We start from the raw sequence: 19,401 nt of genomic DNA, 5'->3' as shown, positions 1-19,401 counted from the left end.
CAGTTCATTGAACTGGTTTTCTTGTTTTTTTATTTCTTCAAAAGCCTAGCTTTCATTTTGCTGAAAAATTCAGGTGTAACGCCAATAAAAGAAGCAATTTGTTTTTGAGGAACTTTGTGAACCAATGTTCCGTATTTAGCACAGAATTTCTCAAAGCGTTCTTCAGCGGGTAAACTTAAATTATCCATTAAGCGCTGTTGATTGGCAACTAATGAATTCTCGATCAAAATTCTGAAAAAGCGTTCTAATTTTGGAATCTCAAGATACAATTGTTCCTGATTTTCTTTTGATAATGAAATTACTTCTGCATCTTCTAGAACTTCAATAAAAAGCTGTCCCGGTTTTTGAGAAAAATAACTGTACATGTCACTCATCCACCAGCCTTCGCAGGAAAAAGACAAGACATGTTCTACGATGTTATCATTGATGTTAAAGCTTCTTAGGATTCCTGAATTAACGAAATACGAATGTTTGCACACTTCACCGGCACTCAATAATATTGTTTTGGCTTTGTAAAAATTTGTTTCAGTTTTGGATAAAAATAACGCTTGTTCTTCTCGAGTTAAGGAAACGTGTTTGGCAATGTTTTCAAGAATCAATGCCATTATTTTTCGTTTACCAAAGTGAATGAAGTCGCTTTAAAACGGTTTTTTTCAATTGCTCCAGTTACAGAAGCTTTTCTGATCGCGTTGCAAAATCCATCTTCTGCATGTGCATCACCATGATCGTGAATAGTTGTACCGTCAACGAAATAGGTTTTGCCATCAATACGAACAGCCAAATCACAGCTTTTACCTTTCATTCCGAATTGGCATTCGCCACACGAAGCTTCTACAATTTGTGGTTTGTCGATTACTTTTTTACTTTGAGCCTGAGTTGAGATTCCGATAAAAAGGAAAATCATAAATACTAGTTTTTTCATTTTTTAAGCGTTTACGGTTATTAATGTTGCGGTTGCTTTCGCGCGTTCTATTACTTCTTCAATTGGTGTTGCCAATGTATCATTGCTTAATACAACACCCATTCTGCGATAAGGTCTTGAAGTAGGTTTTCCGAATATTCTGAAATCGGTTTTTGGTAGAGCTGCTACTTTTTCGATTCCTGTAAAAGTAGGATTGTTAGAATCTGCTGAGGCCAGAATAACAGCACTTGCGCCTGTTTTTTCCAGTGTTATTTCAAAAATTGGCAAGCTTAAAATAGCGCGCAGATGCAATTCGAATTCGTTAAAATTTTGAGTTCCTGCTAAAGTTACCATTCCGGTATCATGCGGGCGTGGAGAAAGTTCAGAGAAATAAACACCATCATTGGTTAGGAAAAATTCAACACCAAAAAGTCCTGCTCCGCCAAGTGCTTCTGTGATTTTTTCTGCCATATCCTGAGCTTCATACAAATCTTTTTCAGAAACTAAAGCAGGCTGCCAGCTTTCCTGATAGTCGCCACGTTCTTGTCTGTGACCGATAGGAGCGCAAAATAAGGTTGGGTTGTTGTTTTGAGTAATGGTTAAAAGTGTAATTTCAGAATGAAAATTTACAAATGCCTCTACAATAACTTCGATTACATCGCCACGAGAACCTGCAACGGCATATTGCCATGCTTTTTCGATATCACCTTCGGTTTTTATAGTCGATTGTCCTTTTCCTGAAGAAGACATTAAAGGTTTCACCACACACGGAATTCCAACTTGCTGAACTGCTTTTTGTAGTTCTTCTGCTGAAGTGGCGTATTGATATTTTGCTGTTTTTAGCCCCAGTTCTTTAGAAGCTAAATCACGAATGGCTTTACGATTCATGGTAAAGTTGGCTGCTTTTGCAGAAGGAACTACGGTAATACCTTGTTTTTCGTAATCGTAAAAACGTTCTGTTCGGATAGCTTCGATCTCCGGAACGATAAAATCTGGTTTGTGTTTGGCTACGATTTGATCCAGTGCATCGCCATCGAGCATATTAATTACTTCGAAACCATGTGCCACTTGCATTGCAGGAGCATTTTCGTAACTATCGACAGCGATTATAGTTTGTCCGATTCGTTGTGCGGCAATGGCAAATTCTTTGCCTAATTCGCCTGAACCCAGAAGTAGTATTTTCATAGGAATATATTTGAAATATTGTAATATAAAAGGAGTAGTAAAAGTAACGAAAAAATGCTTTTAACAGTAAAGATCAAAAAGATTTAGGTGGGGGAGCATTGTTTTTGTAGAAGGATTAAGTAATGATAGAGAAAAGACAAGATTGTGGATAGTTTTACTAAAGAACGTAAGGTCTAAAGCATGAAACATTGAATCTAAAGTCTAAAATCTGAAATCTAAAATTTCAATGGGTAGCTTTGCGTGAGGGATAGAAGCGGATAGCCCGGAGCCTGACGAAGGAAGAGCGAGGACTTGCAGCGAATAGCCCGGCCCTTGTGGACACGCCCAAAACAAAAAAACCGACACTTTAAAAGTATCGGTTTTGTATAGTTAGTGAAAGTGATCTTCTTCGATTTCAAATTCAGCATCTTTTTCCCAGATTTCCATTTCGCAAGGTTTGCAATTGAATTTTAGTTTGTATTCAAGTTCGCCTTGTTTTAAAACCAATGGTTCTTTTACTTTAACCCCCATGATATCTTTCTGGTGTATTGGGCATTTTTTTAATTCGTATTTAATGCAATATTTGGTTGTCATTACACGTGATTTTCCTGGATCCCATTGCAATTCAAATGCTTTTTCGATTTCGGTAACGCCATGACGCTCGTAGAATTTACGTGCTGTTTTGTTCGAAACGTTGTACATGAAATCAAGTTTGGTTTCCGGATAAGGATGCGATGTTTTTACCAATTGGTGTTCTTCGCGCTTGTAATTTGCTAAACGAATTTCTGTAAGCTGATCATAAACCGTTCTTCTCATTTCGTTGATTTTTGAAATAGGAAGGAACCAGTTTTGAGAAAACATTACATTAATTTCATCGGCGGTATAAGGTGTGAAACCTGTTTTTGCCAATTGGGTCTTGAAGTTTTCAGCGATCGATTCGTTATTTTTTGTTGTTTCTTTCGGATGTTCTAAAGTTACTGTGCTTACGTTTCCGTCTTCATCAGTAGCGATTAGTTCAAAACCTGTTTCGTTTTCTGTAAGCAATAAAATGGTGCTGATTTTTCGAACCGCACTGTCTTCTCTTTCTACAATTTTAATAAATGCAGCATCGTTGTTACGGTAAATGAAAGTTCCCGGTTTGATGTCTTTTAAAACATTTGGATAGATTATTCCGTTCTCCGCTTTATTTACATAAATTCCGTCGGCTTCATTGTTTTCGTTGATAAAGCAAAGTCCGTCTCCATTGTTCAGGAATTCTCCGTTTTCGATTTCGTAAGCATTTCCAACAGTTCTAACCAATTTACCAATATATTGTCCTTTTGATTTTGGGCTTTCCCAAGAACCGATACTATGGTTTCTGTCGTTTACAAAATAATCTGTATAACCACGGTTGAACGTTCTGCTTAAAGAAGAATCAAAAGTATAAGTACATTTTCCAGAAGAAGCTTTTATGTATTTATCGTTTCCTTCGGCCTCTAAAAAGCTGTCTAATTTCTGGCGTAGGAAAGAAACGTTGTTTTTTACGTAAACAACATCTTTCAAACGACCTTCAATTTTGAAAGAAACAATTCCCGCTTCGATAAGATTTGGAATTTGATCTGAAATATCTAAGTCTTTTATAGAAAGTAAGTGACTGTTTTTGATTAAAGTATCGCCGTTTCCGTCGATTAGGTTATAAGGCAAACGACAGTTTTGAGCGCAAGAACCACGATTGGCACTACGTTCTCCGTTGGCTACACTCATATAACAGTTTCCGCTGAATGATACACAAAGAGCACCGGTAACGAAAAATTCTAATTCAACATCTGCTTTGTCGCTGATTTCTTTTATTTGATGCAGGTTTAATTCGCGGGCTAAAACCACACGTTTGATTCCAGCATCTTTTAGGAACTTAATTTTATCGGCATCACGGTTGTTTGCTTGTGTGCTGGCATGAAGTACGATAGGAGGTAAGTCCATTTCCATAATTGCCATATCCTGAATGATTAGCGCATCAACACCAATATCATACAATTCCCAGATCATTTTGCGACAGGTTTCTAATTCATTGTCGTATAAAATGGTATTCATTACCACAAAAACCTGAGCATTAAATAAGTGTGCATATTGTACCAATGCGGCAACATCTTCTATAGAGTTGTTCGCATTTGATCGGGCTCCAAATTGCGGCGCACCAATATAAACGGCATCGGCACCACTGTTAATGGCTGCCATTCCTCCAATTAAATCTTTAGCAGGAGCTAATATTTCGATTTTCTTCTTCATTTCTAAAACTTTAGGCTTTTTGTGGTATTCCCGAAAAAAAGTGTGCAAAGGTCTTATAAATTATTTGAGTTTGCTAATACTGAAGGAGTTTTTTTGAAATTGTTAACGTAATATGGAATGAAGTTATTTAAAGAAACAATTTTGGATGTTTGTGAGCTAGGGAAATTTTGATTGAATTTGCATATCGCGATTCGCGATATGCAAATTCAATCAAAAACATTTTTAAACAAAAAAAACTACTTGAATTTAATAATCAAGTAGTTTTTCTATTGTCTAAATACGGTATGTATTAAGATAATTTGCGGGCTTTAATTTTTGTCAAAGTATTTTCGATACTGTTTAATTGTTTTGAAACAATAGCGATTTGATTTGGCTCAAGCTCGTCTTTTTCTAATGCCATTTTGTATTTTTCGATGGCTGCTTCTTCTCCTGTAATACAAGCATTTACAATTGCTTCTGTATCACCACCTGTAAACGATGATTTAATATCGATCCAAGTACGGTGTAAGGCACCTAACGGACCTCCGCCTGAAGTGTCTGTAGATTTTCCTAGTTTATTGATTTGATCCTGAATTTCGACAATAAATAATGCTCTTTCTCGGGCATAGTCTAAAAAGTCTGCTTTAATACTTGAGTTCTCTACATGCTCTGCTGCATTAGTATACCCTAATTTTCCATCTTCCAGAATAGAAATTAATCCTTCTAATGTACTAACTGTTTCTTTTGTGGTTTCATGTGTATGTGACATAATTTCAATTTTTTAATTAATTTATATTACAAAGATGGGACTTTATGAAACCTCTTGTTTTACAGAATTATAGAGCTTGTTTATAAAATTGTAGAATGGGAATTGTGAAAGTTTTATTTCTGATTTTTTGTAACTACTATCTGAAAATATTTTAAATTGAAGAAAACAGTTATTTATATTTTTACTTTAATATCTTTTGATATACCATATATTTTTGAATAAAATAAGATATTATTGTCAAACGCGTGCTCATGTTCGATTACATTATAAAATCCATTTTCTTTCATTCTTTGTAATTTTTCTACTGGCAAAAGTTTTTTCAACTCTTCTTTAGTTGTTTTTCTATTCAGTTTAAAGATATTATAAACATCTTTGTAGATAAGATAATACATGTTTGATCCCCATTTTATTTCGTTTTTGTTATTGATGTCAAGTGCCCAATAATTAAAATTTTCAGCTTTTTTAGTGAAGTCATTGCTTTCGTTTAAAACATCAAAAACAAAAATTTTGTTATAAATTTCTACTATTTTTATTTCCTTTTTATTTATTGAAAACGTAGTAATTAAATTTGCTTTATTTAATTTTTGAATAGCATAGTCTGTTAAGATTTTTACATTATATGTTGCAAATCCTGTCGCTTTTTTTGACGAAATATTAATGTTATCCTGAAGTTTGATTGTATGATAGATTAAATCTTTTTCTAAAAGCGTACCACTATTCTCGGCTCTGGCATGGATACTGTCAATCATTATTTTCTTTTTGTTTTCATTAATTGCATCAAAGGATCTTAAATTTATTTTGACAAAATCAAGACTATTGTTTTTTTGAAAGAAACTCGGGAAATTTGATTCAAGTACAAGTTGTTGCTTTTTAAATTGAGTGATTAAGCTTAATTTAGAATTTTTTGACAGCGAATCGATGCAGGAAATTAATTTTTCTTCAGAAAGATTGCTTTTGAAGAAAACTTCTTTCTCATCAAATTTTTTAAGACTTGCTTTTTCTGAAATGGCATTGTACTTTTCAAACATGTCATAAATTTCATCATATATAGCAGAAGAATTTTCGTTATTAATCTTTTCACTTTCGCCTTTGTAAAAAACGGAAATCATTAAGTCTGGATTTACTTGAGCAGTAATATTTTTAGAAAATAGTATAACGGTCAAAATTAGAAGAAATCTTTTTTTCATTTTTGTGATTGGTTTTATTAATTGAAGTTGCAAACATATCACATTATGTTAACTTCTAAATTAGAAAAATTGTAATTAATCTAAATGCCGCACGCAGAATAAAAAAAGCCTCTGGAATTTCCAGAGGCCTTATTTGTATAAGTATGAATATTGATTACACAGTCAAAGCTTCTTTGATTCTGCGTAAAGCTTCTTTTAAAATGTCGTTGCTTGTTGCGTAAGAGAAACGAATACAGTTTGGATTTCCAAAAGCATCTCCTGTTACCGTTGCAACGTTTGCCTCAGCTAACAAATACATAGAAACGTCGTTTGCATCTTTAATTTCAGTTCCTCTTAATGTTTTTCCGAAGAAAGAAGAAACGTCTGGGAAAACGTAGAATGCTCCTTCCGGAACGTTGATTTTTACACCTGGAATTTCTTTTAACAATCCAACAACTAAATCTCTACGACCGTGGAAAGCCTGAACCATTTCGTTTAATACGCTTGGATCAGCATCTACAGCAGTAATAGTAGCGCGTTGTGCTACAGAGTTCGCTCCGGAAGTTACCTGACCTTGAATTTTTGTACACGCTTTTGCGATAAATTCAGGAGCTCCGATATAACCAATTCTGTATCCTGTCATAGCAAATGCTTTTGCAACTCCGTTTACGGTAATTGTTTTTTCTAACATACCCGGGATTGAACCAATGCTGCAAAAAGTTCCTGAGAAATTAATGTGCTCATAAATCTCATCAGCAACTACATATATATTTGGATGTTTTTCTAACACTTTTGCAAGAGCTGTTAACTCTTCTCTGCTGTAAACAGATCCAGAAGGATTACAAGGTGAGCTAAACCACATCATTTTTGTTTTTGGTGTGATTGCTGCTTCTAATTGTTCTGGTGTAATTTTAAAATCTGTTTCTACAGAAGTAGGAACCTCAACAGGAACTCCACCTGAAAGTTTTACGATTTCGAAATAAGAAACCCAGTAAGGTGCAGGTAAAATAACCTCATCACCATCGTTTAGCATTACCTGAGCAATGTTGTATAAAGATTGTTTTGCTCCTGTAGAAACTACAATTTGAGATGGTTTGTAGTCTAATCCGTTATCTCTTTTGAATTTTCTGCAAACCGCTTCTTTTAATTCCTGATAACCGTCTACTGGAGAATAAGTACTGTAATTTTCGTCGATTGCGCGTTTAGCGGCTTCTTTAATAAAATCTGGAGTGTTAAAGTCAGGCTCACCTAAACTTAAACTGATAATGTCTTTTCCTTGTGCTTTTAATTCGCGTGCTAATGCTGCCATTGCCAAGGTTTGTGATGTTGCTAAGTTGTTGATTCTGTCCGAAAGAATGTGATTCATTGTGTAGTTAATTGCGGTTTAATATTATATTGAAATTGTATTATAATCCTGTACCTGTCGATACAGGATTATTTGTATTATGCTAGTTCCGGTTTCATTCCCAATTCGCGCAAATGCTTAAAGTGAGCAATAACAGCGCTTGTCATGGTTTTGTATTCATAGTAAGGTAAATTGCATTCTTTTGCTGTTTCTTTTACAATTTTTGCAATTTTACCATAGTGAATATGACTGATATTCGGGAAAATATGGTGTTCGATTTGATGGTTTAATCCGCCTGTGTACCAGTTTACAATAGCATTTTTAGGTGCAAAATTAGTAGTGGTAAACAATTGGTGAATTGCCCATGTATTGTCCATTTCTCCTAATTCATTTGGAGAAGGATTTGTAGTTTCTTCTACAACGTGTGCTAATTGAAACACAACGCTTAAGATTAATCCAGCTGTGTAATGCATGATAAAAAAGCCAACAAGAACTTTCCACCATGTAATTCCAATCACGATTGGTAATACAATCCAGATCGAAACGTAAATTATTTTGGTAATAATTAAAGTAGTCCAAAGAATCTTAGGGCTTTTGGCTTCACCATAAGAAAGTTTTCTTTTCAGGTAATTACGCATTTGTTTAAAATCGGTAGTAATCGCCCAGTTAAAGGTTAGTAATCCGTAAAGAAAAACAGAATAGTAATGCTGAAAACGATGAAAACTATGCCATTCAGCATCTTTTGTAAATCGGATAATTCTTCCGGCATCTAAATCTTCGTCGTGTCCGGGAATATTAGTATAGGTGTGGTGCAGTACATTATGTTGTACCTGCCAATTATAAACGTTTCCGGCAAGAACATAAATTGTTCCTCCCATGAATTTGTTAATCCAGTTTTTGTTTGAATAAGAACCGTGATTTCCGTCGTGCATCACGTTCATTCCAACTCCAGCCATTCCAATTCCGATTACGACTGATAAAATGATCATTACCCAGAAAGGCATGTTAAGTGTAAGTATTAAAAAATAAGGCGTTAGGAAAACCGCGAATAAAATAACCGCTTTTAAATGCAGCTTCCAGTTTCCGGTTTTCTGAATGTTGTTTTCCTTGAAGTAATTGTTTACCCGAGAATTAAGTGTTCGAAAGAACTTCAGATTGTCTTGCTTCGCAAATGTTGGGATCGTCTTATTCATAATTATTTTAAATAAGTTTCAAAGGTAATTATTATAAATTTTCAATTTGCAAAATTGAGTTAAATATTTCAATCGTAAAGTATTACTTTTGTTAAAAAAATAGAGCAATGGATGAGATTCTGAAATATTTTCCTGATTTGACCGACATTCAAATCGAACAATTTCAAAAATTAGATTTTTTATATCACGACTGGAATGAAAAAATCAATGTTATTTCGCGCAAAGATATTGATGCCTTATATACAAAACACGTTTTGCATTCACTTGGAATTGCAAAAATCATGAAATTTGAGCCAGGAACAACTGTTCTTGATGTTGGAACCGGAGGTGGATTCCCAGGAATTCCGTTAGCGATTCTTTTCCCGGAAACACGTTTTTATCTTATCGATGTCATTGCCAAAAAAATAAAAGTAGTACAAGGTGTTGCTGATGCATTAGAATTAAAAAATGTAAAAGCAGAACAACTTCGTGCTGAAAATGTAAAAGGTGATTTTGATTTTATCGTAAGCCGTGCCGTAACCAATATGCCGGATTTTGTGTCGTGGATTAGAACCAAAATTAAAAAACAACACAAGCATACGTTGAAAAACGGAATTTTATATCTGAAAGGTGGTGACTTAACAGAGGAACTAAAAGATTTTCCTAAAGCTACCTTATATGATTTATCGACCATTTTTGAAGATGAGTTTTTTGAAACTAAAAAAGTGGTACACCTGCCTTTGAAATTTGTAGTGTAATGCATTTCGATACAATGCAATCTCATATTATTACTTAGAAAATTAATTATTATAATGAATAGAAGAAAGTTCTTTAAAAGTGGTTCTTTATTAACCATTGGAGCAGCAGTTATGAATCCGTTTCAGGGAGCTGCGAATGTTTTAGATTTAGAATCAATCAACAAAAATAAAAAAGCCAAAAACATTATTTTTTTAGTGAGTGACGGAATGAGTACCGGAACTTTAAATATGGCCGATATATTTTTGAACAGAAAAACAGGTAAAGGTTCTACCTGGATACAATTATACAAAGACAGTCTTGTTTCCCGTGCTTTGATGGATACCGCATCTGCGAATTCTATTGTAACAGATTCGTCTGCGGGAAGTTCTTCATGGGGTGGAGGTTTCCGCGTTAATAATGGAGCACTAAATGTTAGTCCGGAAGGAGCACCGAATTTACCAATCTGGCAAAAATTTAAAAAAGCCGGAAAAATGGCAGGTTGCGTAACGACCGTTCCTATTACACATGCAACGCCAGCAGGTTTTTGTGTCAACAGTAAAAGCAGAAATGCTCAGGAAGATATTGCAGAGCAGTATTTAGAACTTGGGTTTGATATTATGATGGGTGGTGGATTAAAATACTTTAGCCCTGAATTAAGAAAAGATAAAAAAGATGTATTTGCTGCCTATAAAGCAAAAGGATATCAGGTAGTAAAAACACGATCTCAAATGGAGGGTGCTTTAAGCTCTCAGCCAATTTTAGGTGTATTTGCTGAAGATGCGCTTCCGTACTATGTTGATAGAAATAATGATGATACTTTACAAAGGACAGTTCCAAGTCTGGGAGAAATGACACAGAAGGCTATCGACAGAATGAAAAACCATGGTAAAGGTTTTGTTCTTCAAGTCGAGAGTGGTAAAGTAGACTGGGCTGCACATGGAAACGATATTGCAGCTTTGCTTCATGAGCAGATTGAATTTGATGAAGCCGTAAGAGTAGCCATAGACTTTGCAGAGAAAGACAAAGAAACATTAGTTATCATTACTACGGATCACGGAAATGCTAATCCTGGGATTATTTATGGTAAAGATGCCAACAATAATTTTGATAGTATTCAAAAATATACGCAAACAAACGAGTGGATTCTGAATCAGATAAAATCGGATACGTCTGTTGCGCAGGTTCGTGAAATTATAGAAAAAGCAAACGGACACTCGGTAAAAGAAGAGGAAGCAAAAACGGTACTAAGCTATTATGACGGTTTGCATAAAGAAGAAGGCTTGTACAACTACAAAAAGTTACCTTATAAAGCTTTTTCAGATATGCAGGGTAAGATCAATTCTGTAGGTTGGATCAGTATGGATCACTCTGCTGATTATGTTGAACTGGCTATGTTTGGACCAGGAAGTGAACTTTTAAAACCTTTTGTGAAAAATACCGATCTGCATTATTTAATGCTTGAGGCCGCTGAGGTTGAAAATAAGTTTTAATTTATTTTAAAGGATAAACAGAATCCCCATGATTTTAGATTTAAAGTCATGGGGATTTTTTATTTAGAAGTGTTGAGGTACGCCAGCCAGTTTTCTTTGTAGCTGTTACCAATTGGAATTTCTACCGAGTTAATTTCAACTTCATTTTTAGAATACGCCGTCAGTTTTTTGGACTGAATAATAAAAGAACGATGAATTCGGATGAAATCAGTATCGAGCAGTTTTTCAAAAACCGAAATATTTTGTTTGATGTGATGTGATTTTCCGTTCTCCAGATGTATCGTTATATAATCTTTTAAGCTTTCTACGTATAAAATTTCATCAAAGATTATTTTGATGTTTTTACTTCCGCTCGTCACAAAAATATGATTCTCCTGATTCGTTTTAACTTCCTTTTTTACACTTTGTAATTGTTTGAATTTTTCGATGGAAACAAAAAAGCGATCAAACGTAATGGGTTTTAAAAGATAATCAATCACATTGAGTTCATAACCTTCTATGGCATATTCGCGGTAAGCAGTTGTGAAAATAACTTTAGGCGGGTTTTTTAGTTTTTTCAGAAAATCATTTCCTTTTAGTAAAGGCATTTCAATATCCAGAAAAATTAAATCGACCGTATTTGTTTCCAGAAAGGTATACGCTTTTAGCGCATTTTCAAAAGAATCGATTAATTCGAAACTTTCAAAATTTACTAGATGCGAAGCAATTAATTCTCGTCCCAGAGGTTCGTCGTCAACAATAATGCATTTGTATTTCATCAAAAAAAGAATAGAATAAAAAAAATCTAATGTAGTTGTTTTGCGCTGTCTTTTGAAATTCTTTCTAAAACTTCTTTAGCATTTGCACTTTCAGGATTTAGCTCAATTGCCTTTTTATACATTTTTATTGCTTCTTGCTTTTGATCTGTTTTTAGTAAAGCTTCTCCATAGCTGTCATAAGCATTAGAACTTTGTGGATTCAGTGTAATATTGAGTTTAAAAACTTCTGCTGCTTTATGATTTTCATTTTTTCTTAATAGCTCATATCCCCAAGTGTTTAAATCATCTTCAGAATTATTAAAGGCTAAAACATCTGCTTTTTCTTGATTGTTTGCTGTCAAAGCATATTCGAGGGCGTGTTCCTGAATTTCTGCTTTTTGTTTTGATGAGCCGGCGTATATTTTTGAAATTGAAGTAATAACCAATGACGGATTACCCACCCAGATACCATGACCACAATCATGCGCTGTAATACCTGTAACATTAGAATTATTAGCAACGTAATTTCGGTGGCATTCTTTCCAGCGTTCTATTTCTTCAGTGGTTTTTAAGAAAGGAATTCCATTCACAAAATCAATTACCGGAATATGTTGCGGAATTTTAACTTTACTCATAATCCTGACCGTTTCCTGAATGGTAGCAGACATATAATAAGTGCCTTTGTTATTCTTTTTCCATTGTGGAATAAGTTTATCCTGTGTTGCCAGCACTTTTTCAATATAACCATCTTCATAATAGTTGTGATTGACATCAATTAAAACAACACCTTTTACTAATTTAGGGTGTCTGGATGCATAAAGCTTAGAAAGATAACCTCCATACGAATGGGAAACTAAGACAATATCTTTATCGTAGCCTAATTTCTTTAGACCAATTTCTAAATCTTCAATGCTGCTTATAATACCATGTTTAGATTCATCTGTTTGTAAAGTATCGATAGTACTTGTTCCAAATCCAGCACGATCGTAAGTAATCAGCGGTGCATTGGTAATTTTTGAAATCGGATCTAAAATAGAATTCCACACTGATCCGTCATTTCCTCCACCCGCATCAAAAAGAACAGGAGTTCCTTTGCCCGGTACAATTTTGAAATGAATTTTATGATTGCCAACATCGACTAAAGTATCAATAGTTTTCGTTTGGCTTTGTACTTTAAAAAAAGAACAAAGAATGAAAAGAGTAGGTAGTAAATATTTCTTCATTTAGGAATGTGTTATAGCGTAAGATAAAGTTTGACTTTGTAATTGGTTTGTGTTTCTTGTATTTCGAGCTCATGTTTTTTAGGATATAATAAATCCAGTTGTTTTCGCACGTTCTCTAATCCAATTCTGGATTTATTAGAAACATTGCTTAACTCATTTTGAGGTTTTGTATTTTCGATAGTAAACAAAATTTGATTTCGTGTACTTTCTAAATGCAGTGCAATAGTTGCTTTTTCAGTTTCATTGATTACACCATGTTTGAAAGCATTTTCTATAAAAGTCAGTATGATTAAAGGTGAAATTTTAACGCTTTCCTGAATGTCTTTTGTAAAAGAAATAGCCAATCGATTATCACTGTATCGTAACTTCTCTAAAGCAATATAATTTTCAATCAAAGCGATTTCTTTCTCTATAGAAACATAGTCTTCATTACAGCGGTAAAGGACAAAATCAAGAATTTCAGATAATTTAGCAATAATCTCAGGTGCTTTCTCATCTTTTTTTAGTGTCAGCGTGTAGAGATTGTTTAAAGTATTAAAAAGAAAATGCGGATTCAGCTGATTCTTCAGGACTTTTAGTTCCATTGATTTTTTCTCTTCTTCCAGTTTTAAAAGACGTTGCTGTTTACGGTTAAAACTAATAAAACCTAAAATGATAACAGGATAAGTAATAAAAGAGAATTCTCTGAATATAAGTTTAAATGAAGTAAGCCTTTCAGGTACGGTCATTTTATGTCCAAGCCATTCATCAAAAAAGCCAGGAAATTTTGGTTCGAGGTAATAATATTTTAAAGTCATTAACAACGCAAATATTAAATACAGCCAGCTAAGAGCAGAAAAGATAAAAAGTAAAGGTCTCTTTTTATTTAATGTTTGAGGAATAATAAAATAGATAAGACCATAACCAACAGTTGCCTGTGCTATTATTTTAAAGAAATAGACAAATATATATTCAAAATAACCTTCGTCATCAGACTTTCCCGAAATGTAAAACCATAAGAAGAAGATCCAGTACAAACAATGAAGTCCAATTCTTTTAAAATCAAGTTTTTTGATAAAATTCATATTGTATTTTAATTGGGAGCCAAGATAATAAAATATAGAGATAAGCTTTATCCGCCGGGATAAATAAGGCGTTTTTGCTTTTAAAAACCACATTTGAGCATACGAATTGAATAAAACAGGCAAATCAGGTATTCAAATGCGAAAACAAGGTTTTCGTTTGCTCAGAAAAAAGGAGGTAACAGCTTCTATTATATTCGCTAAAAAATAGAAACAATGATCAAATTTATTATCGTGCTAGTGTCGTTTTTAAGCAATGTACTAAAGTAAAAACCTTTTTAGCCAGAAGAACTATTAAACCAAAACAAAAATGAAAAGAACTATTAAAAGCACCATTTGTATTCTGATTGTAATGAATACATCGCAACTGTTTTCTCAAGACTACAAAAAACATAAAATGTTCAGTCATAATGCAGAGACTTATAAAATTTCCAGATTTGCTGATGGGATCGAAGCTGGCTATATGCCAGACAACACAATTTTAGACAACACCGTAAATAAGCGCATAAAAGAGATCATACAGCAAAACAAGATTATTGGTTTACAATTGATAGAAAATAATAAATTAAAACTGGAAGATCCGATTTCAAAATATATAGACAGTTTGCCAAAGACATGGCATAATATTACGGTAAAACAGTTATTTATGTATATTTGCGAAATTCCTGACGTATGGAGTAATGAAGGGAATATCATAATCGAAAAGAATTGATGTTGTTGTAATTATCCTGACCAATTCACAAGGCTTTCATCCTGAGGATTATTTAGAAGAAATAGCGAATTTGTATATCGAAGAGAAAATATAGAGTACAATAAAACAAAAGGTCGAATCATAAGATTCGACCTTTTTATCTTGACAAAAGTTTCTAAAACAGGAAACTTTTAAATGGGAAACAAAATATTAACCTAAGAAAGGGTATCTGTAATCTTCTGGAGTTACAAAAGTTTCTTTAATAGTTCTTGGAGAAGCCCAACGCAATAAGTTCAATGCAGAACCTGCTTTATCGTTAGTTCCAGATGCTCTTGCACCACCAAATGGTTGCATACCTACAACAGCTCCTGTTGGTTTATCATTGATGTAGAAGTTACCTGCAGCATTTTGCAATTTCGTAGTTGCTACTTCAATAGCGTAACGATCCTGGCTAAATACAGCTCCTGTTAAAGCGTACTCAGAAGTAGTATCAACTAATTCTAAAGTTTCTTCCCATTTAGCATCTTCGTATACGTAGATTGTAATTACCGGTCCGAATAATTCGGTTTCCATTGTAGTATATTTTGGGTTTGTAGTTACAATAACTGTTGGCTCAATAAAGTACCCTACAGATTTATCATAATTTCCTCCAATGATAACTTCAGCATCAGCATCTTTCTTAGCCTGATCAATAAAACCAGCTAATTTATCAAAAGAACCTTCGTGAATAACCGCTGTAATAAAGTTTCCGAAATCTTCCGGAGAACCCATTTTCATAGATTTTACATCAGCAATTAATTGTTCTTTTACTGCAGGCCATAAACTTTGTGGAATATAAGCTCTTGAAGCAGCAGAACATTTTTGTCCTTGAAATTCAAATGCTCCACGAGTAATTCCTGTAGTAACTTGTTTTACGTTAGCACTTGGATGCGCAATGATAAAATCTTTACCACCAGTTTCTCCAACGATTCTTGGGTATGTTTTATAATTGTGGATGTTTGCACCAATTTTAGCCCAGATATCTTTAAATACGTGAGTTGAACCTGTAAAGTGAACTCCTGCGAAATCGCGGCTTGCCAATACAGTATCTGTAATCATTAAAGCATCTCCAAAAACAACGTTGATAACGCCATCAGGAACACCAGCTTCTTTGAAAACTTCGATAATAATTTTTGTAGAGAAAACCTGGCTATCACTTGGTTTCCAGATTACAACGTTACCCATCATAGCAGCACTTGCAGGAAGGTTTGCAGCGATAGCAGTAAAGTTGAAAGGAGTAATAGCGTACACAAAACCTTCAAGAGGTCTGTACTCTAAACGATTCCATGTAGTAGAATCAGATTTTGGCTGATCTCCGTAGATTTGAGTCATAAATTCTACGTTGTAACGTAAAAAGTCGATCAATTCGCAAGAAGCATCAATTTCTGCCTGGTGAATATTTTTAGACTGACCAATCATTGTTGCAGCATTGATACGCGCTCTGTATGGACCAGCAATAAGTTCAGCAGCTTTTAAGAAAATAGCAGCACGTTGTTCCCATGCCATATTTGCCCATGCTTTTCTTGATTCAAGAGCATTAGCAATTGCTTTTTCGATATGTTGTTTTTCAGCTAAATGATAAGTTCCTACAATATGTTTGTGATCGTGAGGAGCTGAGATTGTTTTTGTATTTCCAGTTTTGATTTCTTCACTACCAATGTATAATGGAACATCGATTTTAGAGTTCCACATTGAAGTATACGCTGCCTGAACAGCTATTTTTTCTGGCGAGTTCGGTGCGTATGCTTTAACTGGCTCGTTTACCGCTTTCGGTACATGAAAGAATCCTTTTAACATGTTATTTAAGTTTAAAAATTGGGATGAAATAATTTAAAATTACGAATTATCTAATTTTTGTACAAAAGTACAAATGATATTTTGAATATCTCATAAGACAATATTAAAAGTTGTAATTTAATAAATTAATAAGACGAAATTGTAAAATAGAAGCTATTATTAAAAGCTAACTTTGGTAGAACTGTGCCATGAATTTTAATAAATATCTAAATGTTACCGACATGAAAATACCACTTTTAGCTTTTAATGATAAAGGAATTTACTGTCAGCAGGCAGATGTTTATCTTGATCCGTGGCGTCCTGTAAAAAATGCCATTATTACACACGGTCATGCCGATCATTCCCGCTGGGGACATCAAAATTATATTACACATCATACCAATGTTCCAATCATTCGGCATCGTTTAGGAGAAATAAACGTTACCGGAAAAGACTGGGGAGAAACCTTTGTGATCAATAATGTCAAGTTTTCGCTTCATCCGGCTGGACATATTATAGGAAGTGCTCAGATTCGAGTCGAACACAAAGGCGAAGTATGGGTTTTTACAGGAGATTATAAAACAGAGGATGATGGAATTTCGGTTCCGTATGAAGTAGTAAAATGCAACACTTTTATAACCGAATGCACTTTTGGATTGCCTGCTTTTAACTGGACCCCACAAGCTGAGGTAATGACAGAAATCAACAATTGGTGGGCAGAAAACAAAGCAGAAGGAAAGACATCCATTCTTTTTGGCTATTCGCTTGGTAAAGCACAACGACTATTAAAATACTTAGATACAGACATAGGAAAAATTTACACACATGGCGCCATCGAAAACATGACGAATGTTTTGCGCCCCATGGTTGATTTTCCACCCACAACCTTAGTAACACGCGAAACTAAAAAAGAAGATTTTGCGGGAAATATTGTTCTCGCTCCGCCAAGTGCGCACGGCAGCATATGGATTCGGAAAATGACACCTTTCGTAACCGGATCAGCCAGCGGATGGATGGCGTTTCGCGGTGCCCGACGACGACGTGCTATTGATAAAGGATTTGTTTTAAGCGATCATTGCGATTGGTATTCCTTACTGGACAGCGTAAAAGCTACAGGTGCAGAGAAAGTAATTTGTACACATGGTTACACCGATATTTTTTCGAAGTATTTGAGAGAACTAGGATATGATGCCAGAACAGAGAAAACGCAATATGAAGGCGAAACGGCAGAAATGGAAAAAGAAGTGGAAACAGAAAAAGAATTGTAAACAATGAAAAATTTTGCCCAACTTATAAAAACATTAGACAGTTCTAATAAAACCACCGTAAAAGTCGATGCACTTACTTTATACTTTAAGAACGCATCGCCGGAGGACAAGGTCTGGACAATTGCTATTCTCTCGCATCGTCGTCCGCCCAGACCTGTCAATACAACATTATTGCGCCTTTGGGCAAATGAGCTGGCTAATATTCCGCTATGGCTTTTTGAAGAAAGTTATCATATCGTAGGCGATCTTGCCGAAACGATTGCATTGATAATTCCAACAACCAAAGAGCATTCTGATAAAAGTTTAACCGAATTTCTTCAGGAAATCATTGCACTAAAAAAGAAATCAGATCCTGAAAAAAAAGAATATCTCCAACAGAATTGGCTGGCGTTAAACTACTACGAACGTTTTGTTTTTACCAAATTAATTACCGGAAGTCTGAGAATCGGCGTAAGCCAAAAACTAATGACGCGAGCTTTGTCCAAAGCAGAAAATGTAGAGGAAGATGCTTTGGCGTACAAATTAATGGGGAATTGGGATCCGAATACGATCACTTTTCAGGAATTGATTTTAGATGAAAAAAGCAGTGACTTTCTATCCAAACCCTATCCGTTTTATTTGGCCTATCCTATCGAGGGAGAAGTAGAGAATCTGGGTAATCCGGAAGATTGGTCGATAGAGCATAAATGGGACGGGATTCGGTCGCAAACCATTATTCGTGACAACGAAATTTATGTCTGGTCAAGAGGTGAGGAGCTGGTAACCGATAAATATCCTGAATTTAAATCGCTGGTTGGTATTATTCCAAATGGAACTGTAATCGATGCCGAAATTTTAGCTTTTCCCGAGGGAGAAATAGGAACTTTTAATGATTTACAAGCCCGAATTGGACGCAAAACCATATCTGCAAGTTTGCTGCAAAAAGTGCCAGTAATTTTAAAAGCGTATGATATTCTGGAATGGGAAGGAGAAGATATCCGAAGATTACAATACGAAGAACGCAGAATATTTCTCGAAAAACTATATGAACTGATAAAAGATAAAACATCTTGTTTTCAATTATCAGAACGGGTTTTACTCCATTCCTGGGAAGATGTTACTGCCGAAAGAATGCGCGCCAGAGAAATGAAAAGCGAAGGCTTAATGCTAAAACGAAACGATTCACCTTATTTGGTAGGAAGAAAAAAAGGCGATTGGTGGAAATGGAAAATAGAACCTTTGGTTATTGATGCTGTTTTAACCTACGCCATGCGAGGACACGGACGACGTTCTAATTTATTTACAGATTATACTTTTGCGCTTTGGCAAACTAATGATGATGGAGAAAAAGAACTCGTAACATTTGCAAAAGCCTATTCAGGTTTAACCGATGCTGAATTTAGAAAAGTAGATGATTTTATAAAAAAGAATACATTGGAGCGATTTGGTCCTGTGCGAAGCGTAACACCGCAATTGGTTTTTGAAATTGGCTTTGAAGGTATTGCCCTTTCCAAAAGACATAAAAGTGGTATTGCAACCCGATTTCCAAGAATTTTGAGATGGCGACACGATAAAAAGATTGAAGAAGCCAATTCCATTGATGATTTAAAAAGTATGATAGTATAATCTATCTTATAC

The 19,401-nt window shown here is 34.8% G+C and carries 17 protein-coding genes; 5 read left to right on the top strand and 12 right to left on the bottom strand.

Going from position 1 to position 19,401, the window contains the following annotated elements:
• Positions 1-29 precede the first annotated feature (29 nt).
• The 8 genes from B0A66_RS01015 to B0A66_RS00980 all read right to left on the bottom strand — a co-directional run bounded on the left by B0A66_RS01015 (position 30) and on the right by B0A66_RS00980 (position 8,782).
• Entirely contained in the window at positions 30-605 is a 576-nt protein-coding gene (locus B0A66_RS01015; protein WP_089047984.1) for a Crp/Fnr family transcriptional regulator, read from the bottom strand.
• Complete coding sequence (locus B0A66_RS01010; protein WP_089047983.1) at positions 605-922, bottom strand: DUF6370 family protein; 318 nt, start codon at positions 920-922, stop codon at positions 605-607. Before B0A66_RS01010 ends, B0A66_RS01015 begins: the two co-directional genes overlap by 1 nt.
• Positions 923-925: 3 nt before the next feature.
• Positions 926-2,086, bottom strand: a complete 1,161-nt coding sequence (gene purT / locus B0A66_RS01005; RefSeq protein ID WP_089047982.1) for a formate-dependent phosphoribosylglycinamide formyltransferase — start codon at positions 2,084-2,086, stop codon at positions 926-928.
• 369 nt (positions 2,087-2,455) lie between these two features.
• Positions 2,456-4,330 carry a peptidase U32 family protein gene (locus B0A66_RS01000; RefSeq protein ID WP_089047981.1) on the bottom strand — a complete coding sequence of 625 codons (1,875 nt, stop codon included), beginning with the start codon at positions 4,328-4,330 and terminating at the stop codon, positions 2,456-2,458.
• A 289-nt stretch (positions 4,331-4,619) separates the two neighbouring features.
• Positions 4,620-5,078, bottom strand: a complete 459-nt coding sequence (locus B0A66_RS00995) for a ferritin-like domain-containing protein (protein WP_089047980.1) — start codon at positions 5,076-5,078, stop codon at positions 4,620-4,622.
• Positions 5,079-5,251: 173 nt separating this feature from the next.
• The gene (locus tag B0A66_RS00990; protein WP_089047979.1) at positions 5,252-6,265 is read right to left on the bottom strand and encodes a hypothetical protein; all 1,014 of its coding nucleotides are present in this window, start codon (positions 6,263-6,265) and stop codon (positions 5,252-5,254) included.
• Positions 6,266-6,419: 154 nt separating this feature from the next.
• Positions 6,420-7,610, bottom strand: a complete 1,191-nt coding sequence (locus B0A66_RS00985; protein WP_089047978.1) for a pyridoxal phosphate-dependent aminotransferase — start codon at positions 7,608-7,610, stop codon at positions 6,420-6,422.
• Between the two features lie 77 nt (positions 7,611-7,687).
• Positions 7,688-8,782 (bottom strand): fatty acid desaturase family protein, encoded by a 1,095-nt coding sequence (locus B0A66_RS00980; protein WP_089047977.1) that lies wholly within the window; start codon positions 8,780-8,782, stop codon positions 7,688-7,690.
• A 107-nt stretch (positions 8,783-8,889) separates the two neighbouring features.
• Between B0A66_RS00980 and rsmG the strand changes: the two genes are divergently transcribed.
• Complete coding sequence (gene rsmG / locus B0A66_RS00975; protein WP_089047976.1) at positions 8,890-9,519, top strand: 16S rRNA (guanine(527)-N(7))-methyltransferase RsmG; 630 nt, start codon at positions 8,890-8,892, stop codon at positions 9,517-9,519.
• Positions 9,520-9,573: 54 nt separating this feature from the next.
• Positions 9,574-10,989 (top strand): alkaline phosphatase, encoded by a 1,416-nt coding sequence (locus B0A66_RS00970; protein WP_089047975.1) that lies wholly within the window; start codon positions 9,574-9,576, stop codon positions 10,987-10,989.
• A 59-nt stretch (positions 10,990-11,048) separates the two neighbouring features.
• Here B0A66_RS00970 and B0A66_RS00965 read toward each other — a convergent pair whose 3' ends face one another.
• The 3 genes from B0A66_RS00965 to B0A66_RS00955 are packed head-to-tail and all read right to left on the bottom strand — an operon-like array spanning position 11,049 to position 14,013.
• Complete coding sequence (locus B0A66_RS00965) at positions 11,049-11,747, bottom strand: LytR/AlgR family response regulator transcription factor (protein WP_089047974.1); 699 nt, start codon at positions 11,745-11,747, stop codon at positions 11,049-11,051.
• Between the two features lie 26 nt (positions 11,748-11,773).
• Positions 11,774-12,949 carry an alpha/beta fold hydrolase gene (locus tag B0A66_RS00960; protein WP_089047973.1) on the bottom strand — a complete coding sequence of 392 codons (1,176 nt, stop codon included), beginning with the start codon at positions 12,947-12,949 and terminating at the stop codon, positions 11,774-11,776.
• A gap of 11 nt (positions 12,950-12,960) precedes the next feature.
• Positions 12,961-14,013 carry a sensor histidine kinase gene (locus B0A66_RS00955; RefSeq protein ID WP_165766566.1) on the bottom strand — a complete coding sequence of 351 codons (1,053 nt, stop codon included), beginning with the start codon at positions 14,011-14,013 and terminating at the stop codon, positions 12,961-12,963.
• Between the two features lie 307 nt (positions 14,014-14,320).
• Between B0A66_RS00955 and B0A66_RS00950 the strand changes: the two genes are divergently transcribed.
• Positions 14,321-14,722: a hypothetical protein gene (locus B0A66_RS00950; RefSeq protein ID WP_089047971.1), complete on the top strand. Its 402-nt coding sequence runs from the start codon at positions 14,321-14,323 to the stop codon at positions 14,720-14,722.
• Between the two features lie 189 nt (positions 14,723-14,911).
• On the opposite strand, the gene pruA is transcribed toward B0A66_RS00950, so the two are convergent.
• Positions 14,912-16,537 (bottom strand): L-glutamate gamma-semialdehyde dehydrogenase, encoded by a 1,626-nt coding sequence (pruA, locus tag B0A66_RS00945; RefSeq protein WP_089047970.1) that lies wholly within the window; start codon positions 16,535-16,537, stop codon positions 14,912-14,914.
• 221 nt (positions 16,538-16,758) lie between these two features.
• On the opposite strand from pruA, the gene B0A66_RS00940 reads away from it, so the two are divergent.
• Positions 16,759-17,784: a ligase-associated DNA damage response exonuclease gene (locus tag B0A66_RS00940; protein ID WP_089047969.1), complete on the top strand. Its 1,026-nt coding sequence runs from the start codon at positions 16,759-16,761 to the stop codon at positions 17,782-17,784.
• A gap of 3 nt (positions 17,785-17,787) precedes the next feature.
• Entirely contained in the window at positions 17,788-19,389 is a 1,602-nt protein-coding gene (locus B0A66_RS00935) for an ATP-dependent DNA ligase (RefSeq protein WP_089047968.1), read from the top strand.
• The last annotated feature ends 12 nt before the right edge of the window (positions 19,390-19,401 follow it).

The sequence above is a fragment of the Flavobacterium hercynium genome, from assembly GCF_002217285.1.
Taxonomy (GTDB): Bacteria; Bacteroidota; Bacteroidia; order Flavobacteriales; family Flavobacteriaceae; genus Flavobacterium; species Flavobacterium hercynium.
The sequence above is the reverse complement of the archived record's forward strand: the minus strand, read 5'-3'. Positions and strand labels throughout refer to the sequence as shown.